Annotated in this window: 25 protein-coding genes; 13 read left to right on the top strand and 12 right to left on the bottom strand. The window is 53.0% G+C overall.

Annotated elements, in window-relative coordinates:
• Window positions 1–37 precede the first annotated feature (37 nt).
• The 8 genes from soxY to L103DPR2_RS05945 all read left to right on the top strand — a co-directional run bounded on the left by soxY (window position 38) and on the right by L103DPR2_RS05945 (window position 6,309).
• Window positions 38–493, top strand: coding sequence for a thiosulfate oxidation carrier protein SoxY (soxY, locus tag L103DPR2_RS05980; protein ID WP_055360193.1), 456 nt, complete (start codon window positions 38–40; stop codon window positions 491–493).
• Window positions 494–536: 43 nt separating this feature from the next.
• On the top strand, window positions 537–848 hold the full coding sequence (soxZ, locus tag L103DPR2_RS05975) for a thiosulfate oxidation carrier complex protein SoxZ (protein WP_197274912.1): 312 nt from the start codon (window positions 537–539) through the stop codon (window positions 846–848).
• A gap of 78 nt (window positions 849–926) precedes the next feature.
• Entirely contained in the window at window positions 927–1,730 is an 804-nt protein-coding gene (soxA, locus tag L103DPR2_RS05970) for a sulfur oxidation c-type cytochrome SoxA (protein ID WP_055360192.1), read from the top strand.
• Between the two features lie 15 nt (window positions 1,731–1,745).
• Window positions 1,746–2,411 (top strand): sulfur oxidation c-type cytochrome SoxX, encoded by a 666-nt coding sequence (gene soxX, locus L103DPR2_RS05965; RefSeq protein WP_055360191.1) that lies wholly within the window; start codon window positions 1,746–1,748, stop codon window positions 2,409–2,411.
• A gap of 64 nt (window positions 2,412–2,475) precedes the next feature.
• A complete protein-coding gene (gene soxB / locus L103DPR2_RS05960; RefSeq protein ID WP_055360190.1) occupies window positions 2,476–4,212 on the top strand; it encodes a thiosulfohydrolase SoxB in 1,737 nt (578 codons plus the stop codon).
• A 13-nt stretch (window positions 4,213–4,225) separates the two neighbouring features.
• Complete coding sequence (locus L103DPR2_RS05955; protein ID WP_055360189.1) at window positions 4,226–5,266, top strand: MBL fold metallo-hydrolase; 1,041 nt, start codon at window positions 4,226–4,228, stop codon at window positions 5,264–5,266.
• Between the two features lie 75 nt (window positions 5,267–5,341).
• Complete coding sequence (locus L103DPR2_RS05950) at window positions 5,342–5,689, top strand: rhodanese-like domain-containing protein (RefSeq protein WP_082466736.1); 348 nt, start codon at window positions 5,342–5,344, stop codon at window positions 5,687–5,689.
• Window positions 5,686–6,309: a class I SAM-dependent methyltransferase gene (locus tag L103DPR2_RS05945; RefSeq protein WP_055360188.1), complete on the top strand. Its 624-nt coding sequence runs from the start codon at window positions 5,686–5,688 to the stop codon at window positions 6,307–6,309. The genes L103DPR2_RS05950 and L103DPR2_RS05945 overlap by 4 nt, the downstream gene beginning before the upstream one ends.
• 2 nt (window positions 6,310–6,311) lie before the next feature.
• On the opposite strand, the gene L103DPR2_RS05940 is transcribed toward L103DPR2_RS05945, so the two are convergent.
• Together L103DPR2_RS05940 and L103DPR2_RS05935 are read right to left on the bottom strand one after the other, a co-directional pair.
• On the bottom strand, window positions 6,312–6,656 hold the full coding sequence (locus L103DPR2_RS05940) for a carboxymuconolactone decarboxylase family protein (protein WP_055360187.1): 345 nt from the start codon (window positions 6,654–6,656) through the stop codon (window positions 6,312–6,314).
• 23 nt (window positions 6,657–6,679) lie between these two features.
• Entirely contained in the window at window positions 6,680–7,060 is a 381-nt protein-coding gene (locus L103DPR2_RS05935) for a rhodanese-like domain-containing protein (RefSeq protein WP_055360186.1), read from the bottom strand.
• Between the two features lie 183 nt (window positions 7,061–7,243).
• Between L103DPR2_RS05935 and L103DPR2_RS14210 the strand changes: the two genes are divergently transcribed.
• Window positions 7,244–7,372 (top strand): DUF3149 domain-containing protein, encoded by a 129-nt coding sequence (locus L103DPR2_RS14210; RefSeq protein ID WP_082466735.1) that lies wholly within the window; start codon window positions 7,244–7,246, stop codon window positions 7,370–7,372.
• A 12-nt stretch (window positions 7,373–7,384) separates the two neighbouring features.
• Here the strand turns inward: L103DPR2_RS14210 and L103DPR2_RS05930 are convergent, their stop codons facing one another.
• From L103DPR2_RS05930 to polA, 4 genes are read right to left on the bottom strand one after another with little or no spacing between them, the layout of a single operon-like run.
• Window positions 7,385–8,089: a Crp/Fnr family transcriptional regulator gene (locus L103DPR2_RS05930; protein ID WP_055360185.1), complete on the bottom strand. Its 705-nt coding sequence runs from the start codon at window positions 8,087–8,089 to the stop codon at window positions 7,385–7,387.
• Between the two features lie 21 nt (window positions 8,090–8,110).
• Entirely contained in the window at window positions 8,111–8,851 is a 741-nt protein-coding gene (locus tag L103DPR2_RS05925; protein WP_055360184.1) for a sulfite exporter TauE/SafE family protein, read from the bottom strand.
• Window positions 8,852–8,883: 32 nt separating this feature from the next.
• Window positions 8,884–9,768 carry an NUDIX hydrolase gene (locus tag L103DPR2_RS05920; RefSeq protein WP_055360183.1) on the bottom strand — a complete coding sequence of 295 codons (885 nt, stop codon included), beginning with the start codon at window positions 9,766–9,768 and terminating at the stop codon, window positions 8,884–8,886.
• The gene (gene polA / locus L103DPR2_RS05915; RefSeq protein WP_055360182.1) at window positions 9,768–12,554 is read right to left on the bottom strand and encodes a DNA polymerase I; all 2,787 of its coding nucleotides are present in this window, start codon (window positions 12,552–12,554) and stop codon (window positions 9,768–9,770) included. Before polA ends, L103DPR2_RS05920 begins: the two co-directional genes overlap by 1 nt.
• Before the next feature lie 139 nt (window positions 12,555–12,693).
• On the opposite strand from polA, the gene L103DPR2_RS05910 reads away from it, so the two are divergent.
• Entirely contained in the window at window positions 12,694–13,650 is a 957-nt protein-coding gene (locus tag L103DPR2_RS05910; RefSeq protein ID WP_055360181.1) for a homoserine kinase, read from the top strand.
• Window positions 13,647–14,435 (top strand): BPSS1780 family membrane protein, encoded by a 789-nt coding sequence (locus tag L103DPR2_RS05905; RefSeq protein WP_055360180.1) that lies wholly within the window; start codon window positions 13,647–13,649, stop codon window positions 14,433–14,435. The genes L103DPR2_RS05910 and L103DPR2_RS05905 overlap by 4 nt, the downstream gene beginning before the upstream one ends.
• A gap of 43 nt (window positions 14,436–14,478) precedes the next feature.
• On the opposite strand, the gene L103DPR2_RS05900 is transcribed toward L103DPR2_RS05905, so the two are convergent.
• Complete coding sequence (locus tag L103DPR2_RS05900) at window positions 14,479–14,955, bottom strand: FKBP-type peptidyl-prolyl cis-trans isomerase (RefSeq protein ID WP_055360179.1); 477 nt, start codon at window positions 14,953–14,955, stop codon at window positions 14,479–14,481.
• Between the two features lie 24 nt (window positions 14,956–14,979).
• On the bottom strand, window positions 14,980–17,277 hold the full coding sequence (locus L103DPR2_RS05895) for a UvrD-helicase domain-containing protein (RefSeq protein ID WP_055360178.1): 2,298 nt from the start codon (window positions 17,275–17,277) through the stop codon (window positions 14,980–14,982).
• A gap of 179 nt (window positions 17,278–17,456) precedes the next feature.
• Here L103DPR2_RS05895 and L103DPR2_RS05890 point away from each other — a divergent pair, with 179 nt between their 5' ends.
• Together L103DPR2_RS05890 and L103DPR2_RS05885 are read left to right on the top strand one after the other, a co-directional pair.
• Complete coding sequence (locus L103DPR2_RS05890; protein WP_055360177.1) at window positions 17,457–18,434, top strand: GMP reductase; 978 nt, start codon at window positions 17,457–17,459, stop codon at window positions 18,432–18,434.
• Window positions 18,435–18,576: 142 nt separating this feature from the next.
• Entirely contained in the window at window positions 18,577–19,548 is a 972-nt protein-coding gene (locus tag L103DPR2_RS05885; protein WP_055360176.1) for a Bug family tripartite tricarboxylate transporter substrate binding protein, read from the top strand.
• Between the two features lie 33 nt (window positions 19,549–19,581).
• On the opposite strand, the gene L103DPR2_RS05880 is transcribed toward L103DPR2_RS05885, so the two are convergent.
• The 4 genes from L103DPR2_RS05880 to dcd all read right to left on the bottom strand — a co-directional run bounded on the left by L103DPR2_RS05880 (window position 19,582) and on the right by dcd (window position 24,822).
• Entirely contained in the window at window positions 19,582–20,448 is an 867-nt protein-coding gene (locus L103DPR2_RS05880) for an alpha/beta hydrolase (protein ID WP_055360175.1), read from the bottom strand.
• Window positions 20,449–20,460: 12 nt separating this feature from the next.
• The gene (locus tag L103DPR2_RS05875; protein ID WP_055360174.1) at window positions 20,461–22,659 is read right to left on the bottom strand and encodes a TonB-dependent receptor plug domain-containing protein; all 2,199 of its coding nucleotides are present in this window, start codon (window positions 22,657–22,659) and stop codon (window positions 20,461–20,463) included.
• A gap of 91 nt (window positions 22,660–22,750) precedes the next feature.
• Window positions 22,751–24,232, bottom strand: coding sequence for a DEAD/DEAH box helicase (locus L103DPR2_RS05870; protein ID WP_055360173.1), 1,482 nt, complete (start codon window positions 24,230–24,232; stop codon window positions 22,751–22,753).
• Between the two features lie 20 nt (window positions 24,233–24,252).
• Window positions 24,253–24,822 (bottom strand): dCTP deaminase, encoded by a 570-nt coding sequence (gene dcd / locus L103DPR2_RS05865; protein ID WP_055360172.1) that lies wholly within the window; start codon window positions 24,820–24,822, stop codon window positions 24,253–24,255.
• Window positions 24,823–24,922 lie beyond the last annotated feature (100 nt).

The following is a 24,922-nucleotide window of genomic DNA, read 5'->3' as shown; positions in this document are numbered from 1 at the left end:
ATTTCAATAGCATCAACTTATTCACAAGGAGAATCAGATGCAAACTCGTCGCGAGACAATCAAACAGAGCATGGTGGTTGCAGGCTTGCTGGCTTCTGCTGGCTTCCCTCAATTTGCTCACGCAGCCTTTAACAAAACCGGCTTCGATGCCAAGTCGGTTCAAGACGCAGTGAAGGCCTACGGCGGTGGCGCCATTGCTGAAAGCAAAGATGTTTCCATCACAGGTCCTGACATTGCAGAAAATGGCGCTGTGGTTCCTTTGGGTGCCAGCACCACATTGCCAGGTGTCAAGCAAATGTTGGTCTTGGTCGAAAAGAACCCCGCAGCATTGGTGGCCATGTTCCACGTAAGCGATGCTGTCGAAGCCAATTTCTCTACACGTGCCAAGATGGGCCAATCATCTGATGTCTACGCTGTGGCCATCATGGCTGACGGCAAGGCTTTGTTCGCCAAGAAAGAAGTCAAAGTCACTTTGGGTGGGTGCGGCGGTTAAGCCCTTCACACCTTAGTTCATTTACATATATCAGGAGAAAAAAATGGCAGATCCAATGCGCATTCGCGCCCAAGCCTCTGGTGATAAAGCAACTGTTCGTGTTCTGATGAGTCACGAAATGGAATCCGGTCAGCGCAAAGATGCGGCTGGCAAAACAGTACCTGCATGGTTCATTCAAGAAGTTACTGCGACACACAACGGCAAACCCGTTTTGGCCGCTGAATGGGGACCCGCTGTATCCAAAAATCCATTTTTGCAATTTGCAGTCAAAGGCGCTAAAGCCGGTGACAAAATTGCAGTCACATGGAAAGACAGCAAGGGTGACACCCGCACCGACGAAGCCACGGTGTCCTAAGTCACCAAGTTGCACATCAAGGGTGAAGCGCAATCTTCACCCTTTTTCAGTTTTTGAAGTTGACACATTGAGGCGCACATGAAGCAAAAACTCTCCTTCTTTTTGGCTGCAGGTTTAATGGCCCTCAGTCTCAGCAGCTTGGCTCAAAAAACCGCCAGTCAAGGCATTGACGAATACCGCGCCATGTTGCAAGACGGCAACCCCGCCGACTTGTTCGAAGCCAAAGGCGAAGGTTTGTGGACTCAAAAACGCGGCCCCAAAAATGCCTCGCTTGAAAAATGTGATTTAGGCAAAGGCCCCGGTGTCTACAAAGGCGTCTTTGTCGAGTTGCCCAAATATTTTGCGGACACTGGGCGTGTGCAAGATATGGAGTCGAGGCTGCTCACCTGCATGGAAACCTTGCAGGGCTTCAATGCCGCCGAAATTGCCAAGACGCCCTTTGGCAAAGGCGAACAAGTCAATGTCACGGCCTTGGCCACTTGGTTGGCAGCCGAATCCAAAGGCATGAAATTCAACCTGTCGCAAGCCCATGCGTCAGAGAAAACTTTTTACGAAGTCGGTAAGCGCTTGTTCTTCCAACGCGGTGGACCGCATGACTTCGCCTGTGCCTCTTGCCATGCAGAAGATGGCAAACGCATTCGCCTGCAGGACCTGCCCAACCTCACCAAAAATCCGGGTGATGGCATTGGCTTTGCCGCATGGCCGGCCTATCGTGTCTCGAATGGACAGATGTGGGGCATGCAGCAACGCCTCAACGATTGCTACCGTCAGCAGCGCTTCCCCTACCCTGGTTTTGGCAGTGATGCCACCATTGCCTTGGGCGTTTACTTGGGCGTGAATTCTCAAGGCTCTGCGTCCATTGCCCCCGCCATCAAGCGCTAAATCGGAGTCCATGCCATGAAAAAAATGAATTCAAAACTTCGTACCAGCCTGGCCCTCGCAGCTGTAGCGTTGCTGGCTGTTGGTTGCGCATCTGTGCCCAGTGCCTCTGACCTGAAGGCGCTCACACAGCAGATAATGAAAGCCTCATTCCGCGATCAAGGCATTGTCAAAGCCAGCATCTTGTCCAACATCGATGAAACCAATCAGGCTTGCAGCGAAGCCGATGCCAGCGGCAAACCTCTGGATGAGAAAACGGCTCAAGCCCTAGAAGCGGCCAACTTAAAAACCATCAAGTGGCCCAGTAACGGCAAGTTCCTGGGCGATTGGAAAGAAGGCGAAAAAATCGCTCAAAACGGTCGCGGCCTCACCTTCACGGATGATGCCAAAACGGTCAGTGGTGGCAACTGCTACAACTGCCACAAAATGGACCCCAAAGAAATTTCCTACGGCACCATTGGCCCCAGCCTCTACAACTACGGAAAAATTCGCAGCGTCAGCAATCCCGATAGCCCAGATGTCAAACTGATTGTGGAATACACCTGGGGCAAAATTTGGAATTCCAAAGCCTACAACGCTTGCTCCAACATGCCACGTGCGGGTCACAACGGCATCTTGTCCGAAGATCAAGTGCGTCACTTGGTGGCATTGCTGCTGGACCCTCAATCTCCCGTCAACAAATAAAGCCGTTTTAAAACCCGGTCGATCCGGGTTTTAAAAGCCCATATATATTAGCAAAGACAGAAGTATGAACCTCTCTAAACGTGAATTTATGCAGGTCATGGGCGCAGGCACCATGGCCGGTTTGGGCATGGGCACCTATGCTAACGCCGATGCAGCCACAGCGGCCAATGGTTTGTACGACATTCCCAAGTTTGGCAATGTGTCCTTCTTGCACATGACCGATTGCCACGCACAGCTCAAGCCCATTTATTTCCGCGAACCCAGCATCAATCTGGGTTTGGGCAGCATGAAGGGCAACTTGCCCCACTTGGTGGGCGAGCATTTGCTCAAGTTTGCCAACATCCGGCCTGGCACTTCCGAAGCCCATGCCCTCACCTATCTGAACTACGAAAAAGCGGCAGCACGCTATGGCAAGGTCGGTGGCTTTGCACACTTGGCCACCTTGGTCAAGCGCATGAAAGCCAGCCGACCAGGCGCCCTGTTGCTCGATGGCGGTGACACATGGCAAGGTTCAGGCACATGCCTTTGGACCAACGGCCAAGACATGGTGGACGCCTGCAAATTATTGGGCGTAGACGTGATGACGGGCCACTGGGAATTCACACTGGGCATGGACCGCGTGAAAGAAATTGTTGAAAAAGATTTTGCCGGCAAAGTTGAGTTTGTGGCGCAAAACATCAAGACCCAAGACTTTGGCGACCCCGTCTTCAAGCCCTACGTCATCAAAGAAATCAATGGTGTGCAGTGCGCCATCATTGGCCAAGCCTTCCCCTACACCCCCATTGCCAACCCACGCTACATGGTGGCCGATTGGGCCTTTGGCATTCAAGACGAAAACATGCAAGCCATGGTGAACGAAGCCCGTGGCAAAGGTGCGCAGGTGGTGGTAGTGCTCAGCCACAACGGCATGGACGTTGACCTCAAGATGGCCAGCCGCGTAAGTGGCATCGACGCCATCATGGGCGGCCACACACACGACGGCATGCCCGTGGCCACCTTGGTCAGCAACAAAGGCGGCAAAACCATCGTCACCAACGCGGGCTCCAACGGCAAGTTCTTGGGCGTGCTCGACTTTGAAGTCAAAGAAAAACGCGTCACCGATTTTCGTTACAAATTGCTGCCAGTGTTTTCCAACATGCTGCCCGCCGACAAAGAGATGGATGCGCTGATTACCAAAATTCGCGCGCCCTACGAGAGCAAACTGAACGAAAAACTGGGCATCTCTGAAGGCCTCTTGTATCGACGCGGCAACTTCAATGGCACGGGCGACCAACTGTTGGTCGATGCTTTGATGGATGTTCAAGGTGCCGAAATCGCCTTCTCGCCAGGTTTCCGTTGGGGCACCACTCTTTTGCCTGGCCAAGCCATCACGAGGGAATGGTTGTTGGACATGACAGCCACCACTTACTCTTACGCCACGGTCACTGAAATGACCGGGGAAACCATCAAGACGGTGCTTGAAGACGTTTGCGACAACCTGTTCAACCCAGACCCCTACTACCAACAAGGTGGCGACATGGTGCGTGTGGGCGGCTTGCAATACCACTGCAACCCCACCGCAGGCATGGGCAAGCGCATCGAAGAAATGCGCCTGAACGGCAAGCTCATTGAGTCTGGCAAAAAATACAAAGTGGCTGGATGGGCTCCCGTTGCCGAAGAAGCCCGCACGCAAGGCAACAAGCAAGTGTGGGAAGTGGTGGAGCAATGGCTCAAAACCCAACCCAACGGCCGCATCAAGCCCCGTCAACTGAATGCACCCAAGATCACGGGCGGCTTGCCCAACCCAGGGTACGTGGCCTAACAGGAGTCTTCTCATGACCCACTTCAAAACGAAACAGCACGCAACGCCGGTCTTACCACGTCGCACTTTTTTGGGGGCATCCGCCATCGGCGCGGGGCTGGTGGGCATGTGGCCAGAGCTGCAAACTTTTGCAGCTGATGTGCAAGACTTTTTGGTGGGCCCACCTGTTAAAGACATTCCGCCCATCCAACTGTCCAAACATGTGTGGATGATCTTTGCACCCGATGGATTTCCCACGCCCGAAAATCGCGGCATGATGTCCAACGTCACCTTTGTGGTCACCACTGCGGGCGTCATCATTTTGGATTCCGGCAGCTCTTTACAAATTGGCCAGATGGCCATTCGCATGATCAAAAAAGTGACGCCTTTGCCTGTGGTAGCCGTGTTCAACAGCCACTTCCATGGCGACCATTGGTTGGGCAATCATGCCTTTGCTGAAGAGTACGGCACACAGTTGCCCATCTACGCTTTGGCCAAGACACAAGAAACCATCAAGGGCATCGAAGGCAATACTTGGCGTGTTTTGATGGAGCGTTGGACCAATCAGTCTTCGGCTGGCACCAAGGCTGTGCCGCCCAACAAGGTGGTCACCCACGGCCAAAAGTTCAAATTTGGCGACGTCGATTTGGTCATGCATCACTATGGCCGCGCCCACACCGACGCCGACTTGTGTGTTGAAGTGGTTCAAGACAAAGTCACCAGCGTGGGCGACATTGCCATGGCCAACCGCATTGCCAACATCGATGACGGCTCTTACCCTGGCACCTTCAAGTATTTCAAAGCGCTCAGCGACAACGCAGGCCAGCAATTATGGCTGCCGGGTCATGGTCAACCTGCTAAAAATTTACTCGAGACCTATGGCCAGTTTTTGGCGGGCATTTGGGAGCCCTGCTTACAGGCCGTCAAAGATGGCAAGTCAGAGGCTGAAGCCAAACAGATGGTTCTCAATGACCCGCGCGTGAAAAAACGTGCCACAGACATGCAGGGCTTTGAGAACAACATTGGCAAGTACACCAGCCTTGCATATTTAGAAGCTGAAAAAGAAGCTTTCTAAACAGAATGGTCACATATCGGCTGCTGACAGATTGAATGAGTCACAACGGATTGCGAATAAGTTAGAAAGTAATCGATGCAACAATTGATCAAAGAGTATTGGCCGTTTGTACTCTTAATTCTGTGGTGGACTTACAAATGGTGGCGCGCCAAACAAGTGAAGTCAGAGCTTCCAGTTCTGAAGAGTGCAGGCGCCACACTTGTCGATGTTCGCTCCGTAGGCGAGTTTGCCAATGCCAATGCAGCGGGCACTGTCAACATCCCTCTGTCTGAATTAAGCAGCCGATTGAACGAAATACCCAAAGACAAGCCAGTGGTGGTGTGCTGTGCCAGCGGCACCCGCAGCGGCATGGCTAAACTTCTGCTGCTCAAAAACGGATACCGCCAAGTTCACAACATAGGCAATTGGAGCAACCTGGCATGACTCAATTTTCTAACCCATTGGCGCGTTGGAATGAACGCTTCTCCACGGACGATTACCTTTTTGGTGAAAAACCCAATCAATACTTGGCTGACAAAACACCCTTGCTTCAAAGAGGCAAGGCCTTGTGCATTGCCGATGGTGAAGGCCGTAACAGCGTTTGGCTTGCATCGCAAGGTTATGACGTTGATGCATTCGACTTCTCACCCATTGCCATTGCAAAAGCTAAGCAATTGGCTGCCAAACATCAGGTAGCGGTCAACTTTCATTGCAGCGACTGGCAAAGTTTTGATTGGCAAGCCAACCAGTACGACACCATTGCAGGTATCTTTTTTCAATTTGCCGATCCAGAAGCACGTACAGAAATATTTACAAAATTAAACTCTGCACTTAAGCCTGGCGGCACTCTGATCATTCAAGGATATGGCAAAGACCAGATGCAATACAAAACAGGTGGGCCTGGCATTCTCGAAAACCTGTACGACGAAGACTTGCTGCTGAGCGCTTTCAAAGGCTACAAGGTCCTGGACATCAAAACCTATCTGGAAGAAGTCGATGAAGGTCCGGGGCACAGTGGTATGTCGGCACTGGTGGGCTACATCGGGCAAAAACCTAACCCATAGGTTTAAGCAGAAAAGGTTTCCCAAGCTTTGAGCGCTTCTGCAGCGTACATCAATGCAGGGCCACCGCCCATGTAGACGCACACGGCCAGCATCTCTTCAAGCTCTTGGCGTGTACAACCCAACTTCAATAGTGCTTTCACATGAAAGCCGATGCAGCCAGAGCAATGCTGCGTGATACCAATGGCCAAAGCAATCAATTCCTTGTGCTTGGTACTGACTTCACCTTCCGCCATGGCGCTGCGTGCCAATTGCCCAAAACCTTGCATGACATCGGGCTGAGATTGACGAAAAGGTGTGAGGCTTGCATTGATGTTTTGAATCAGCTCAGCATGCTCAAAGGTACTCATGAGATCAGTCTTTCTATCAAGTCTTAGTCAAAGGATGGGGCAACTGGTTTTTCAACATGAAAGCCTGCTGCTTGCCATGCATCAAAACCACCTGCGATAGAACTCACATGTGAATAGCCCATTTCTTTCAATGACTGAGCACACAGTGCAGCCCTGCCACTGGTTTTGCAATACAGAGTGATTTTGAGATCGCGCGATTGATATTGCGGATTGGCTGCAAGCTTGAACTCCAACATGCCGCGTGACATGTGAATAGCACCAGGTAGATGACCAGACTGAAACTCCTCAGCCTCACGAACGTCAATTAACACGTCATTTTGAGCAATCACAGCAGGCGCTTTGTCAATTGGAATTTCAAGAACCGTTTGTTTTGCGGCCAATACCAAGTCGTGAGGTGTTTTCATTTTTCACTTCGCTTTAATCAATTCAAGTGCTTTCAAATATACCCCCTTAGGTATTTGCGTGTCCAGCATTTTTGCGAATTAAATGTCTACAAAACTTAACGCAGATCAAAGAGGACTGATGACCGTCCTAGCAAGATGGACACATTGACATTGCTATTTCAAAACACTCTGAAGGAGAAAAAAATGAAATTGTTACACGACTTGTTTTTCACAGACTACGGCCTGATGAGCTTCATCGGCATCGTGTTTATGATGGGCATGGCGGTATTTTTTCTAAGGCTGTTTTTGTCAGGAACACCCCCCAAATCCTGATCACTTTTGCAATCAGGCAGTTTGAAGTGCTTGTTCGTTTTGGATGCGATACAGCCGTCCCGATTTGTCCAATGGTTCTATCACTTGCTCGCGAACAAGACCACTCACTTCACGGCTGACGGTTTCTAATTTGAGGTCCATCATGGCGCCCATGTCTTCACGAGAGAACATGCTGCTTTGGTTTGGCAAATCATCATGGCGCATTTTCAGAATGAATTTTGAAACCCTTTGGCGCGCAGTTCCAAAGTTCAAATCGGCCAACCAATCGTCTGCCCCTTTTAACGCTTGCTGCCATTTCTGCATCAATCGGTTGTGAAGTCTGGGTGACTGCGTGCTAAGTTTGTGCATCACGCCCAACGGAATTCGACAGACTTTGACATCATTGAGTGCCACGGCCTCTGAATCGTATTGCCCCGTGGCCAATGCCTCAATGCCCACCACATCACCCGCACGCAACACGCGAATGATGCGCTCTCTGCCATCGGCTGTGGAGCGAACCAACTTGACCATGCCTTGGCGCAGCGTGAACACGCCCAAGGCTTTGTCGCCTTCTGAATAAAGCAGCCCTCCAACCGGATAGGCCATGTCATCAATGGGCGCGTGAATGAGCCCAAAATCATCCTCATTCAAATCGGCAAACAAAACCAGATCGCGAATGCCGCATGAACGGCAATCGGAAGTACCTTTCCAAGCTGATTCAACATGAATGGGGATCATTTGATTTTCTCAATTCACAAGTCATGAATATAACCCTCGCAAAGCCCTGGCGCACAGCACAAAGCCACTCAAGCACAAGAAGCCATAAATAAAGGGTCGAAGCACAGCCGCAGAAATTCGCTTAGAAACCCAATGTCCAAGTCCAACACCCAACAATGCAAACGGCATCAAACTTGCCAACACTGTCCAGAGCGATACCTCCGCCAAGCCGCCTGTTGCGCCTACCATGCCAAGCGCGATGGAGGACAAACCAATGATGGTCATGGGCATGGTCGCGCGGATTAGAAACGGATCGGCCACGCGCTGCGACAACCACGACATGACCACAGGCCCTGCCGTTCCAAACATGGTTTCCACCAAACCCATGGCAAATCCTGCAAAGTGCAAGCCAGATGAACTCACGCGAACAGCTGTTGCCGCGCCGCTCAAGCCTTTCCAACCGATAAAGATGACATAGCCGCCCAAGATCAACAAAAGCCACTCACCCTGAGTCCAGCGAATTAACCCAATGCCCGCCAAGGCACCGACCACCACCGAAGGCAGCAAAGGCGGCAACTCACGCCACATCACCTGCTTGAAATTCAGACCCGTGTGCAAAACCGCTGCAGGCACATCGATCAACAATACCAAGGGCACCACAAATGCCAGCGGCCAATGCCATGCCAACAAAGGCACAATGATCAATGCTGAACCGAAGCCAGCCGTGCCCAGAACAAAATAGCCTGCAAAAATCACGGCCACGGAATAGAGGCTGATGTCCATGACTTTAGCTTTAAGAAAATTTGCGTTGACGCTCAAGCATGCGCAATTGCGTGCAACACCGCATGCGCAATCACGCAAGACGCATCGACGGTCATGCTTTTGGAAGCGATGGCCTGAACCACTTGCTGCGGTGCCAGTAAATTGAACTCCGCCACTTCACCATCTTGGTTAACCGGCTGAACATCGGCAGGCACCACCAAGTTGTAGACCCACAATGTTTCGTGATGCCAACCCCTGGCCACCGAGCGGCAGGTGGTCACCTGGCCATTGGCAACAGCCGTCGAGGCTAGCGCCTCCGACAAACCAGCCTCTTCTGCCATTTCTCGAACACAGCACAGCTGCAAGGACTCGCCCACGGGCAAACCGCCTGCCGCAATGTTGTCAAGCATGCCGGGATCCGTTGGTTTGGTGAGAGAGCGCCGACCACACCACACAAAACCGTCTTCGGTGAATCCATTGACATGCACCGCATGGCTGCGCAAACCAAAGAACCGATAGGCTGCGCGCTCCATTTCGAATGCAGCTTGGTGTGCATTTGTTGGCTCGATACATTGGCCATTGAACATGATTTCTGAATCGGGCCAGAAACTGAATTTTTCATTGCGCCAGCCGGTAACATGTCCGAGGTCACGCAACTCAATCGCCAAACTTTGCAAAGCTGCGCTTCGAGTAGCATGCGTATGCTCTGGCGTATCCCACACCAAGCCATGCGGCACACTTGTCCAGTCTTTGCGAATGGACAGAATCACTTTGGCATGGGCCGGTGTGAGATAACCCGCAGGAGAATGTGCGCTGCCCAAATACCAAGGCATGGCATCCTCTGGCAAGGGCTGTTTGGCCTGCTGCAGACATTGCTGCAGCACCTGCCGATCAGCATCTCCCAAAGCTTGCAGAAATTTTTGAATGCAGCTTTTCATCAGTGCGCTTGATCCCAATTCAGGCCCACACCCACTTCAGCGAGCAATGGCACCTTGAGAACGGCTACATCCGCCATCCATTTCGGCACGGCCACTTTGAGCCATTCCACCTCGTCCTCTGGCACTTCAAACACCAATTCATCGTGCACTTGCATGATCACTTTGGTTTTGCGTTGCTCACGGTCTATGCCCTCTTGTACAGCGATCATCGATAGCTTGATCAAGTCAGCGGCCGTGCCTTGCATGGGCGCATTGATGGCTGCGCGCTCGGCACCCGCACGCCTTGGACCGTTGGGCGAATTGATTTCAGGCAAATACAAGCGACGGCCAAACACCGTTTCAACGTAGCCTTGGGATTTGGCCTGCTCGCGCGTCTCGTCCATGTAGCGCTTTACGCCTGCAAAGCGCTGGAAGTAACGTTCGATGTAATTTTTGGCAGCCCCATTGTCGATGCCCAGCGCCTTGGCCAAGCCAAATGCACTCATGCCGTAAATCAATCCGAAGTTGATGGTTTTGGCATAGCGGCGTTGCTCGCTCGATACTTGGTCGGGCGTTAAACCGAACACTTCTGCTGCAGTGGCTTTGTGCACGTCCAAGCCTTGATGAAACGCTCTCAGCAAGGCTTCATCGCCACTGAGGTGCGCCATGATGCGCAATTCAATTTGCGAGTAATCGGCACTGGCGATCAAGCTGCCGGCGGGTGCCACAAATGCTTCGCGCACTTTGCGGCCTTCGGCTGTGCGAATGGGAATGTTTTGCAAGTTGGGATCGTTGCTAGACAAACGTCCTGTGACCGCAACGGCTTGCGCATAGTGCGTGTGGACCCTGCCCGTTCTAGGTAAGGCCATCTGCGCCAGCTTGTCGGTGTAAGTGCCTTTGAGTTTGGACAGGCTGCGGTGTTCCAAGATGCGTGCAGGCAAGGGATAGTCCTCGGCCAATTTCTCCAGCACTTCTTCATCGGTGCTGCGGGCACCAGTGGCCGTTTTTTTGATCACTGGCAAACCCAGCTTGTCAAAAAAGATTTCACCCAACTGCTTAGGGCTGCTCAAGTTGAAGGGTTGCCCTGCAATTTCGTACGCCTCTGTTTCGAGTTGCAGAATGCGCTGGCCCAAAGCTTGGCTTTGCGCAGCCAGCGTGGGGCCATCAATCAACACGCCATTGCGTTCAATGCGAAACAAAGCTTCGCTGGTGGCAATTTCAATGTCGTAGATGGCGCGTAATTTGGCATCGGCTTGAATACGCGGCCAAAGCACACCATGCACATCCAAACACTGGTCTGAATCTTCACAAGAATACTCAGAAGCTTTTTCCACATCGACTTGTGCAAATGAAATTTGGTGCGCGCCTTTGCCGCACAAATCTTCGTAAGTGATGCCCGTTCTGCCAACATGTCGCAACGCCAAACTGGTCAAGCTGTGAGGCTTGTGCACTTCAAGCACATAACTTTGCAACATGGTGTCATGGGCATAGCCATGCACTTCAATGCCCACGTTGGCAAACACATGGCGGTCGTATTTGATGTGCTGACCCACCTTGAGTTTGAGGGGATTTTCTAGCCAGGGCTTGAGCTTGGCCAGTACGTCGTTCAGAGGCAATTGCACGGGTGCATCTGGGCCGTCATGGCGCAAGGGCAAGTACGCAGCTTCGCCAGGCTTCACGCTCCAACTGATGCCCACCAAGTCTGCACGCATGGCATCTAGGGACGTGGTTTCCGTGTCAATGGCCACCACCTCTGCCGCCTCTAACTTCGGTAGCCATGCGTTGAATTGGTCCCAAGTCAAAATAGTTTCGTATTGTTTTTCACCCGTCACTGTCACCACTGGCTCGGGCTCTGCGAACAAATCATCCTGTGGCACAAATGCAGCCTTGATTGGCTTGCTTGCACCGGAGGATTCAGGTGCGCCTGCACCCCGGCTTCTAACCAAACCTTTGAATCCATACTTTTCATAGAAAGCCAACAAATCCGCTTCGTTGGGCTCCCCCAAACGAATGGTTTCCAGCGATGGCAACTCGGGCACATAGCCGTTCAAATCGCAATCGGTGCGAATTTTCAAAAGCTGACGACCGGTCGGCAACCAATCGACGGCCTTGCGCAGGTTCTCACCCACCACACCCTTCACTTCATCGGCATGCGCCATCAAGTTGTCGAGCGAACCGTATTCCAGCAACAATTTGGCGGCTGTTTTAGGACCCACCTTTTGCACACCCGGCACGTTGTCCACGGTGTCTCCTACCAAAATTTGATAGTCCAGCATGAGGCTAGCAGGGACACCAAACTCTTCTTGCACCCCAGCCAGGTCTCGGCGCTTGCCGTTCATGGTGTCGATGATGGTGATGTGCTCGTTGACCAACTGGGCCAAGTCTTTGTCACCGCTGGACACAATCACTTCGATGCCGTGTGAAGCACCTACAGCGGCCAAAGTACCAATCACGTCATCGGCTTCAACGCCCGGTACATCCAGCACTTTCCAACCCATCAAGCGAACCAATTCATGGATGGGTTCAATTTGCGAGCGCAAATCGTCTGGCATGGGGCTGCGGTTTTGCTTGTACTCGGGGTAAATCTCGTCGCGAAAGGTGGGGCCCTTGGCATCGAACACACACACCGCATACTCGGCAGGGATGTCTTTGCGCAAACGCTCCATCATGTTGATCATGCCGCGAATGGCGCCGGTGGCAGGACTGGCAGGGTCGCCAGGAACTGCACGCAAATCGGGCATGGCATGGAAGGCACGGTACAGATAGCTGGAGCCATCGACCAACAGCAGGGTTTTCTTGTCGCTCATGCCCCAATTGTGCCTGTCCTCGGTGGGTTTTGCCGAGGCCTTTGGGGTCAAATTTGGGGTCAACAGCCCCTACAATCTGAGCATGCGTTTCGCAATGCCTTCGGGCCCCTGTTTCACCCTTTTGACCCACCCATAAGCCATGGCTGTTTTTACGCCCGTTACTGAAGAACAAGCCGCCGAGCTCATGTCCCAACTGGGACTTGGCACACTGACCGAGTTAAGAGGCATTGAGGGTGGCATTGAAAACACCAATTACTTCGCCACCACCGACCTCGGTGACTACGTGCTCACGCTTTTCGAGCGCCTGAACCACGAGCAGCTGCCCTTCTATTTGTTTCTGATGAAACACCTGGCCGAAAAAGGCATCCCTGTGCCCAATCCTGCAGCCAACAGCGATGGCGACATTTTGCATACCGTTTGCGACAAACCCGCCGCAGTGGTCAATCGCTTGGAAGGCAAAAGTCAGTTGGCGCCCGAAGCCATTCATTGCGCTGCCGTCGGCGACATGCTGGCCCGCATGCACTTGGCAGGCGAAGATTACAACCGCAGCCAACCCAACCTGCGAGGTTTGACTTGGTGGAATGAAACGGTGCCAGTGGTCTTGCCGTATTTGGACAAGGCTCAAGCTGGCTTGTTGCAAAGCGAGCTGGCCTACCAAAATCACATCGCCCAGAGCGCAGCCTACCAAGCTTTGCCCAAAGGCCCTGTGCACGCCGATCTGTTTCGCGACAACGTGATGTTTGACGGCGAGAAGCTCACCGGCTTTTTTGATTTCTATTTTGCGGGCGTAGACACTTGGCTGTTTGATTTGTCGGTTTGCCTGAACGATTGGTGCATCGACTTGCCCACCGGTGAGCATCATGCCGAGCGCGCACAAGCCATGTTGAATGCCTACCAAGCGGTGCGCCCTTTGCGGGCCGCAGAGCGACAGTTGCTTCCCGCCATGCTCCGCGCGGGTGCTCTGCGTTTCTGGATTTCTCGCCTCTGGGATTTCCATTTGCCCCGCGATGCCGCCATGCTCAAACCGCATGATCCCACCCATTTCGAACGGGTATTGCGTGCCCGTTTGGCATCACCGCTTAAGCTCTGGGCATGAAGCTTCACATCGTTCCAGCCAAACAAGGCTTGGCTTGGGTTCAACAAGGCATTCGCACTTTTTGGCGTCAGCCCTTGGCCTTCACGGGCTTGTTCTTTTTGTTCATGGCTTGGGTCTCTGTGCTGTCCATGATCCCGGTCATTGGCGCTGCCCTGGCCTTGGTCATCCTGCCAGCTGCCACATTGGGTCTGATGGTGGCCACCGAGCAAGCGGCTTCTGGCAAATTCCCCATGCCCATGGTGCTCATGATTGCCTTTCGCGCAGGTCAACAACGACTCAAGGCCATGCTCATTTTGGGGCTGCTTTATGCAGCAAGTTTTTTAGCGGTCATGCTCATTTCGGCCATGGTCGATGGCGGTGGTTTTGCCAAGGTCTATTTGGCCAATTCACCCATCACACCCGAAGTTGTCAATGCTTCTGATTTTCAAATGGCCATGTGGTTGGCCACCGTGCTCTACATCCCTTTGTCCATGATGTTTTGGCACGCCCCTGCCCTGGTGCATTGGCACGGCGTTCCGCCGGTTAAAAGCATGTTCTTCAGTGCTGTTGCCTGCTGGCGCAACTTGGGTGCATTTGCCGTTTACCTGTTGGCATGGATTGTGGTTTTCGTGGCAGGTGCAACCGTCATCTTGATGGTGAGCAGTGCCTTAGGGGGCAACGATCTATCGGGCGCTGTCTTAATGCCTGGCGCTTTGCTCATGGCCGCCATGTTTTTCACATCGGTCTACTTCAGTGTCAAAGATTGCTTTGATCTGCCATCCCCCGGCAGCGAAACACAAGCCTAAAAAAAGCCTGCAACAGCAGGCTTTTTTAATGCGAAGCATTCAATCAATGGTGGTGTCCATGCGCACCATGGACGTGACGGTGTTCAATCTCTTCTTGAATGGCCGCGCGCACGTCAATCACGTTCAATTGGAATCGCAGAGTTTGGCCAGCCCATGGGTGATTGCCATCGAGCATGACCGTATCGCCTTTGATTTTGACGACATTGAAAATGGCTTCACGGCCATCAGGCGTGCGCCCGCGCAATTGACCGCCCACTTTCACGCCAGGTGGAAAATCTTTTTTGGGCATGGTTTGCAGCAGGCTTTCGTCGCGCTCACCAAATGAATCGGCCGCCGACAAAACCAAGGTGGTTTGGTAACCCTTTTCTTGGCCATCCAAAGCTTCTTCAATTTTGGGCAAGGTGTTTTCGTAGCCGCCATGCAAATAGGCCATAGGCTCTTCGGCGGCTTCTAACAATTTACCTTGTGCATCGGACACTTTGTATTTCAAGGTCACGACGGTGTCTTTTTCAATTTTCATGTTGTCTTCTTCCTAAAATTCAATTCATTCAACGGGCGTCAACTTGGCCACCGACAAGGCCAACCACTTGACCCCATGACGTGGGAAATTCACTTGGGCCCGCGCATCAGCGCCAGCGCCCTCCACGGCCAACACCTTGCCTTCACCAAACTTGGTGTGAAACACTTTCATGTTCGCTTTGATGCCATGCGAAGGCTCTGATTTTTGCACAGGCACGGGCGGGCTTTTGTAAGTCTCGGCCGAGCCCAAACTGCTGTGGCCCCAAGCAGGTTTAGCCTGGAAGGCCTGGGCAGGCGAAGCCCAGCCCCCTCCCAAACCCGTTGCAAAGCCTGGATTCTTGGGCGTGATCCACTTCAAGCAGTCTTCTGGCAGTTCGTCTAAAAAGCGGCTTTTCAGGTTGTAACGCGTTTGGCCATGCAGCATGCGCGTTTGCGAATGGCTGAGGTACAAGCGTTTGCGGGCACGTGTAATGGCCACGTACATCAGCCTTCGCTCTTCCTCCAAACCGTCGTAATCGTTCATCGAATTTTCATGAGGGAACAAGCCCTCTTCCAAACCGCTGATGAACACCGCATCAAATTCCAGGCCCTTGCTGGCATGAACAGTCATGAGTTGGATGGCATCTTCGCCCGCTTGCGCTTGGTTGTCACCGGCTTCCAGGGCTGCATGCGTTAAGAAGGCCGCCAAGGGTGACATCACTTCGCCATCTTCCGCGTTGGGCGCCATGTCTTGGGCCGTGGCTTCGGCATCGCGGCCAAAGCCTTCTTGTGTCACAAAACTCTCTGCCGCATTGACCAACTCTTCCAAGTTTTCTACGCGGTCGGCACCTTCTTTTTCTGTCTTGTAATGCTCAATCAAGCCCGTTTTGTCCAACACCAATTCAATGATCTCTCGCAATGTCATGCCAGGCGTTTGCTCCCGCATCACATCGATCATGGCCACAAAACTGGCCAACTTGGCACCAGCTTTGCCTGCAGTGGTACTGACCGCGTCGTGCAGGGAGCAGCCCAAGCCTTTGGCCGCATCTTGCAATTGCTCCACACTGCGCGCGCCAATGCCGCGCGGCGGAAAATTCACGATGCGCAAGAAACTGGTGTCGTCGTTGGGGTTCTCCAAAATGCGCAAGTAGGCCAAAGCATGTTTGATTTCGGCACGTTCAAAGAAGCGCAGACCGCCATAAACTTTGTAGGGCACACCCGCATTGAACAAGGCCGTTTCCATCACGCGGCTTTGGGCATTGCTGCGATACAAAACCGCCACTTCTTTGCGCGTAAAGCCATCGCCTTTGACCAGTTGTCTGATCTCATCGACCAACCACTGCGCTTCTGCAAAGTCGCTGGTGGACTCGTACACCCGCACTGGCTCGCCGGCGCCTTGATCGGTGCGCAAGTTTTTGCCCAAGCGATTTTTGTTGTTGCCAATGAGCGCATTGGCTGAATCCAAAATATTGCTGTAGCTGCGATAGTTTTGTTCCAGCTTGATTTGATGCTGCACACCAAATTCACGCACAAAGTCGGCCATGTTGCCCACACGCGCACCGCGGAAAGCGTAAATGCTTTGGTCATCGTCACCCACTGCCAGCACCGCGCTGCCATGCTCTGCGGGCAAGCCTGCAATCATTTTGATCCAGGCGTATTGCAACTTGTTAGTGTCTTGAAACTCATCAATCAACACGTGTTTGAAGCGCGCACGATAATGCATGCGTATAGCTTCGTTGTCGCGCAGGAGCTCGTACGACCGCAGCATCAATTCGCCAAAATCCACCACGCCTTCTCGCTGGCACTGGTCTTCGTAGAGTTGGTAGATCTCGACTTTGCGGCGGGTTTCATCGTCTCGTACATCCACATCTTTGGGGCGCAGTCCATCCTCTTTGCAGCCTGCAATGAACCACTGCAATTGCTTGGGCGGAAAACGTTCATCGTCGACGCCATGCTGTTTGCACAAACGTTTGATGGCCGACAACTGGTCTTGCGTGTCCAAAATTTGGAAGGTTTGCGGCAAGTTGGCCATTTTGTAATGGGCCCGCAAAAACCGATTGCACAGGCCGTGGAATGTGCCAATCCACATGCCCCGAACGTTGACGGGCAGCATGGCTTGCAAGCGGAGCATCATCTCTTTGGCGGCCTTGTTGGTAAAGGTCACGGCCAAAATGCCGCCCGAGCCCACCTGCGAGGTCTGCAATAACCAAGCGATTCGAGTGGTCAATACCCGGGTTTTGCCTGAACCGGCCCCCGCCAGAATGAGGGCCGACTCCGAAGGCAGGGTGACAGCCCGCAATTGCTCGGGGTTCAGGTTGTTCAACAGGGGCGTTTGGTCATACATCCCCCAATTGTAGAAACTCTTGAAGCCTTGTTGGCAAAAAGCAAAACAAAACGAGTAGAATCAGACACCGGGCCCAAGATTCTTGCGCCCGGTTTTTTTTGTTCAAAAAAGGGACAGACCAAACCGGCCAAGCCAAGCGCTCACTCGTTCTTTCAACGATCCTTTTGGAGCTTGGTTAAATGGAAATTTTTGATTACGACAATATCTTGTTGCTTCCTCGCAAATGCCGCGTGGAAAGCCGTTCTGAGTGCGACGCAGGCGTAGAGCTGGGTGGCCGCAAATTCCGTCTGCCGGTGGTACCGGCCAACATGAAGACGGTGGTGAACGAAGAGATTTGCGCATGGATGGCGCAAAACGGTTACTTTTATGTCATGCACCGCTTCGACTTGGACAATGTCAAATTTGTTCGCGACATGCATGCCAAGGGTCTTTTCGCCTCCATTTCTTTAGGCGTGAAAGCACCCGACTACGACACCGTGAATCAATTGGTGGCCGAAGGTCTCACGCCCGAGTACATCACCATCGACATTGCACACGGCCATGCCGACAGCGTGCAAAAGATGATTCACACCCTGAAAGAAAAGCTGCCCAAGTCTTTCATCATTGCTGGCAACGTGGGCACGCCCGAAGCCATCATTGATTTGGAAAACTGGGGTGCAGATGCCACCAAAGTGGGCATTGGCCCTGGCAAGGTTTGCATCACCAAACTCAAAACAGGTTTTGGTACAGGCGGTTGGCAGCTGTCAGCCCTCAAATGGTGTGCTCGCGTGGCCACCAAGCCCATCATTGCTGACGGCGGCATTCGTGAGCACGGCGACATTGCCAAGAGCATTCGCTTTGGCGCCACCATGATCATGATCGGCTCCATGTTGGCAGGCCACGAAGAGTCGCCTGGCGCCACCGTGGAAGTGGACGGCAAGCTGTACAAAGAGTACTACGGCTCGGCTTCCGACTTCAACAAGGGCGAGTACAAGCACGTGGAAGGCAAGCGCATTTTGGAGCCCATCAAGGGCAAACTGGCCAACACCCTGATCGAGATGGAACAAGACACCCAAAGCTCCATCAGCTATTCAGGCGGCACCAAGCTCATGGACATTCGCAAAGTGAACTACGTGATTTTGGGCGGCGACAACGCAGGCGAACACCTGCTGATGTAAGTGCAAGCCTGGGGATGTCCAATCCCACATTGCAAAAGGGGCTTAGGCCCCTTATTTCATTGAGGAGAACACCTAGTTGAATCTCAGCGCAATCAAGGCACAATCCAGATTCTTATCTTCTTTACAACCATAGGTGTCATTCATGAAACGTCGTGAACTCCTGCAAGCGGCTGGCAGTGCTGCTTTGCTTCCAAGCTTGGCCCAGGCCCAAGATAAATACCCCAGCAAACCCATCACATGGATTTGTCCTTATGCAGCAGGCGGCAATGCCGACTCTCGATCACGTCAAGTGGCCAAAGCCATGGGCGCCATCTTGAATCAAACCATCATCATCGACAACAAAGCCGGTGCGGGTGGCAACATTGGTACAGAGGCCATCGCACGTGGCAAGCCTGATGGCTACACCATTGGCATGGGCAACTTTGCCCCCTTGGCGGTGAATCATGCGTTGTTCAAAAAACTCAACTTCGACCCTTTCAATGACATCGTGCCAATTGGCTTGATCGAAAAAGGCCCCCTGATTTTGATGGTGCGCAACGACTCACCCTACAAATCTGTCAAAGACATCGTTGCTGCAGCCAAAGCCAATCCAGGCAAGCTCAGCTACGCCTCAGGTGGCATTGGTGGCTCTCACCACCTCAGCGGTGCCTTGCTCGAACACGCCGCTGGCATCGACATGATTCATGCGCCCTACAAGAGCGGTTCCGCCGGCGCCACCGATTTGATGGGCGGCCAGGTCAACATGATGTTTGAGCAGATGTACTCTGCCATGCCCGCCATCAAAGGCGGCCGTCTGCGCGCATTGGCCATTACCAGCAAAAACCGCTCTCCCCTGTTACCCGATCTGCCCACCATGGCGGAGCAGGGTTACGCAGAAGTGGAAGTGCAAAACTGGCAAGGTTTGGTTGGCCCCAAAGGCATGCCTGCCGATTTGGTCAAGTTGCTCAACGCCACATTGAACAAAGCCCTGCAAGACCCCGAAGTGAAAGAGAAGATCTTGAGCCAAGGCAATGAAATGGGCGGCGGTACCCCCGAGCAATTCGCAGCTTTGATCAAAGCCGAAGCGCCACGTTGGGGCAAAGTGGTTCGTGACGCCAAAATCGAACCCGAATAAAGCCTGTTGTCTTCAGGCCCTGTGTTTGAACACTCAGGCCTGAAGCAGCTGCTTCATCAAGGCACTCAGTCGAGTGCCTTTTTTTGTGAGGTCCGTCACGATGCTGAAGTGATTCAAGCCGGCCAAGTCCTCACATACCGGCACAGTTTTGGGACCCCAGGTTTGATGGATCAAACGGTTGTGTCGCAAAAACTCAGCACTCTCGTCACCGCCTGCTACGGTATACAACACGCCTTCCTTGGGTCGTGGCCACAAGGCTGGACTGGCCATTCGAGCATGTTTGGTGGTGAGCTTCAAAGAATCTTGCAAAAAGGGTGTTTTGCGAAGTGGCGTCAGGTCGTACAAACCTGAAATAGACAATGCTTTTTGAATCCAATGCTCAGGGATGCTTTTGTCCACCTGCTTCCAATTGCAAGCAAGCACCATGGCTGCTAAATGTCCGCCAGCAGAATGGCCTGCCACCACAACGTGATGTGGATTGCCACCGTGTTTGGCAATGTTGTGCCAAGTCCAAGCCAAAGCTTTGACCATTTGTTGCGCAATGTCGGGAATGGTGACCGGTGCCTCTGGCGTGCCTGGGCACAGCGCATAGTTCACCACCACGACACAGGCGCCCATGGCGTGCAATGGCGGCGCGACAAACGAGTGATCGGCTTTGTCGAGGCTGCGCCAATAGCCACCGTGAATGAACACCACCACAGGCGCGTTAGCTTGCTTGGCTGGAAAGATGTCGAGCGTTTCATTGGGACCATCGCCATACGCAATGTCCAAAGTGCGTTGGAGGGAGGCACGCGCATCGGCTGAGGTCTGAGCCCAATTCGCAAAGTGTGCCGCATGGTCGGGCACCAGCGCACGGTTGTTGTACATGCTGTCATACCAAGCGGCTGTTGGGGTACTCATGAGATTCCTGGTTTAAATTTTCATTTCCATGCGCACTTGAACATTCTGCCAATTGCGCGTGTTGGTATTGGCTGTCTCAGAGAAGCCACTGCCGATGTAGGTGGTGCCCGTCAAATAATCGCGAGGCGTCAAGTTGCTGATCGTGACACGCAGGGCTGTGGCTGGATTGAATTTCCAGAGGCCATACACATCAACCACACGTTTAGAGCCTTGATAAACCCATTGCTCTTGCGTGCGACGGGTGGTGTAGTCAGGGTTGATGTTGATGTTGCCGCCCACGGTCAGAGGGAAGGCTCGAATGCGGTAGTCACTGCCCAAATTGGCGGTCATCTTAGGTTGCTGGTCCAAACGGTTGTTGGGGCCTAAAACATCCAACACACGGGAGTTAAAGAAACTCAAATTGCTTCGAATGTCCACAGGGGGCACAGCGGTCCACACTTGGTCCAAGCGAAACTTGGCTTCTAACTCGATGCCCTGTGTGATGGCATCTCCCACGTTTTGCGGACTCGACACAAAGCGCCTCTGTCCGGGCGCCCAAACCGTGTCGTAGCGCTCGCTGGTGACATATCGAATCAGGTCACTGATGTTGCGTCTGAACACATTGGCACTCAAGACACCACCATCTGCCAAATAGCGCTCAACGGCCACATCAATGCCGGTTGCCAGCTCGGGCTTTAGGCCAGGATTGCCAATGCGGTCTGGTCGTGTGGGGCTGTTGGTCTCGCGAGACAAAGCCGTGCGCGCCACCAAATTGAACAAGGTGGGCGTTTTGTAACTGCGCGTGAGACTCATTCGAACCTGATCGCGACTTTCGGGCACAGGCTTCCAAACCGCATGCAACAAGGGCGTCAGCACGCCACTCTTGTTGCGCTTCTCCCCTTCTTCATTCACACCTTCAGTCAAGATGCTTTCGTAGCGCAGACCTGCATGTGCGCTCCAATTAGAGTTGATTGACCACTCGTCTTGCGTATAGAGCGCCCATCGCTGGGTTCGTGCGCGCATGTTGCCTGCATCGTCGGCAACTTCAGCCACAGCATCTTCACTTCGACGCACACCTTCCAACTCAACACCACTCACAAGTTGATGACCATTGCTCAAAACTTGTGTGAGTTTGCCATTCCAAGACTGCGACAAATCTTTGAAACTTTGCGTCTCTTGCATCGTGTTCAGCAAGCCCGTAGAACCCAACTCAAATTGATTGAATTGCGATTTGTAATGCGACTCACCTAAACCAAATTTGAATTCAAAACGCGTGTCTGCAGAAAAGCGCTGATTCCATTGACCGTTTAAGCGGGTCATCACAAATCGATTGTTGTTGGAGGTGTTGGCACTGTCATATGCAACAGGCTGAACCATTCCGCCGATCGTTTTGTTTTCCAACAAATCGACACGGCCCAAACTGTTGAACTCCGAATAAACCATGAAAGGCATCAGCACCAACGTTTTGCCCTGCTCGCCACGCCACATCAAACGCGCATTGGCATTCAGACTTTGTCGTTGGCCTAAGCTTTCTGCGTTGCGCTCCCGGTGAGAAGACCATGCAGGCATTCTGCCCAAAGCATCGACATCGGTGTCGGTCAGGGTGGTGCTCTGTTCCGGGCGCCAATTGTTGAGGGCCGATACCGTGAAAGTACCATTCAAGGCTTCTGATTTGATGTTGTGAACCCAGTTCAAACCTTCTGAGCGATGTCCATTTTCAAAACCCGCACCCACTTTCAAATCATCCGGATTGGCACGCAGACCTTCACGCAAAACGATGTTGATGGTGCCCGCAATGGCGCGTGCACCGGTTTCGGCGGTCGGTGCGCGAAGGATTTCAACTTTTTCAATCATCTCGGGCGTGAGCGAGTCAATTGAAAAGCCGGGCGGAACCCGCTGACCATCCATCAAAATTTGGGTATAGCCACCGCCCAAACCCCGCATGCGAATGGCGCCGCCGCGTCCAGGTGCACCTTGAATGGTGACACCCGGTAAGCGTTTGAGTACCTCGCCCAACGTGCCATCGCCTTGCTTGTCGAGCTCCTCGCGCCCAATCACAATCTTGGCCGCAGTCGATTGACGGCGCTCTTCGGTATCGTTGTCGCGGTTGCTTTTGATCTCAACGCGGCCCATGTCTTGGACAGGCGTGTTGGGTGGGGGCGTTTGCTGCGCCCAGCCCCAAGAAGACGTTAAAGAAACGAGGGCCAGGACGGCAGGTTGTTTGAAATTCATCCCCCCATTTTGACAGGGGAATGTAAAGGATTTATTTCGGGAAAACCTCACCCAAGGCTTGTGGGGTGAATGGCGCGATTAGATGACGAGATTACTCGCCAGACTTGAACAAAGCAGCAACTTTGCGCTTGGGTTTGATGTTGGCAGACAAGCCGGGGCGTGCTGCCACTGATTTGGGTGTGGCTTCCCAAGAGGCAGGGCCACTTTGCGCCAAAGCAGGCTCTTGCGCCTCATAGGGCTTTTCAAAGAACGGGTCTCTGGAAACCTGAGCGGGACGGAAGCTGCTACGGCGATCGCCCTCTTCTTCACGACGACGCTCGAACCCGCGTTCTGGGCGGCGATCTTCTCGGCGCTCATCTCGGCGCTCGCCACGACCTTCGGGTCGGCGCTCATCACGGCGGCCTTCACCGAAGTGGTTGCGAGAACCCTCATTTTCCAAGGGGTAGGTTTCAACTTCCAACTTGTTCTTGATCAGCTTCTCGATGTCGGCCACCAAACGCATGTCGGACGGCGACACCAAGGTGACGGCCAAACCGGATGCACCTGCACGGCCCGTACGGCCAATGCGGTGGACGTAATCTTCTGCATTGAACGGCACATCAAAGTTGAACACAGCGGGCACATCTTTGATGTCCAAACCACGCGCAGCCACATCGGTACAGACCAATAAATCAACTTCGCCTTTTTTGAAAGCCTCGAGGGCTTTCAATCGCTCGTCCTGTGATTTGTCACCGTGCAATGCAGCGGTTTTGAGACCCTCACGTTCGAGTGATCGCGCCAAGCGACCACAACCCAATTTGCTGTTCACAAAAATGAAGGCTTGCTTGATGCCGCGCTGATTCAAAACTGCTTTAACGACACGACGTTTGTCATCGTCTTGGGCTGCGTAAAAACGCTGCTCGACGGTCGATGCTGTTTCGTTGGGACGGGCGACCTCAATGGTGATGGGGTCCTGCAGGTAGCTGCCGGCCAAGCGCTTGATTTCGGGCGAGAACGTGGCCGAGAACAACAGCGTGGTGCGCTGCTTGGGCAAGAAACTCAAGATGCGTTGCAGGTCTGGCAAGAAGCCAATGTCGAGCATACGGTCGGCTTCATCGAGCACCACATATTCAACTTGATTGAGCACCGCGTTTTTGGCTTCGATGTGATCGAGCAATCGGCCTGGTGTGGCCACCAAAATCTCAACGCCTTTTTTAAGCTCGAGGGTTTGGGGCTTCATGTCCATGCCGCCGAACACCACAGCGCTGCGCATCTGTGTGTACTTGGCGTACATCTTAATTTGTTGCGCCACCTGATCGGCCAATTCGCGCGTGGGCAAGAGTACCAAGGCGCGCACAGGGTGACGTGCGGGCGAGGTGGATGTGTTTTCGTGCTTGAGCAAACGCTGAAGCAGCGGCAGCGAAAAAGCAGCGGTTTTACCGGTACCTGTTTGCGCAGCGCCCATCACGTCTTTCCCAGTCAAAACCACAGGAATGGCCTGAGCTTGAATGGGGGTCATGGATTCGTAGCCCATTTCGGCTACGGCACGTGCCAGCGGTTCAGCCAGCGATAGATTTGAAAAAGATGCGGTCATTAACCCGCTATTGTCGCACTTTAAGTCTTGGGCAGGGTGACGCCCACTTGACCTTGGTATTTTCCGCCCCGATCTTTGTAGCTGGTCTCGCAAACCTCGTCGCTTTCAAAGAACAAAACCTGGGCACAGCCCTCTCCCGCGTAGATCTTGGCTGGCAGGGGGGTGGTGTTGCTGAATTCAAGGGTCACATAGCCTTCCCACTCGGGCTCAAAAGGGGTGACATTGACGATGATGCCGCAACGCGCATAAGTGCTTTTGCCCAAACAGATGGTCAGCACGTTGCGAGGAATACGAAAGTACTCCATTGTGCGAGCCAAAGCAAAACTGTTGGGCGGAATGACGCAAACATCGGAATGGATGTCGACAAAGCTTTTTTCGTCAAAGTTTTTGGGGTCGACCACCGTGCTGTAGATGTTGGTGAAAACCTTGAACTCGGGCGCGCATCGAATGTCATAGCCATAACTGCTGGTGCCATAGCTCACGATTTTTTCGCCAGCGGCGTTTTTTCTCACTTGGCCCGGCTCGAAAGGCTCGATCATGCCGTGCTCTTCAGCCATGCGGCGAATCCATTTGTCGCTTTTGATGCTCATCGCTCAGTCTTTCCAACAGTCTTTGAATGCAAGTTCGCATTGTAAAGTGCTATGGCCGTGCAGTGTAGACCCGTTGAAACGTGAGCAGATTTCAGACCCT

The organism is Limnohabitans sp. 103DPR2 (genome assembly GCF_001412575.1).
Lineage (GTDB): Bacteria > Pseudomonadota > Gammaproteobacteria > Burkholderiales > Burkholderiaceae_C > Limnohabitans_A.
This window is presented reverse-complemented; position numbering and strand designations above follow the sequence as displayed.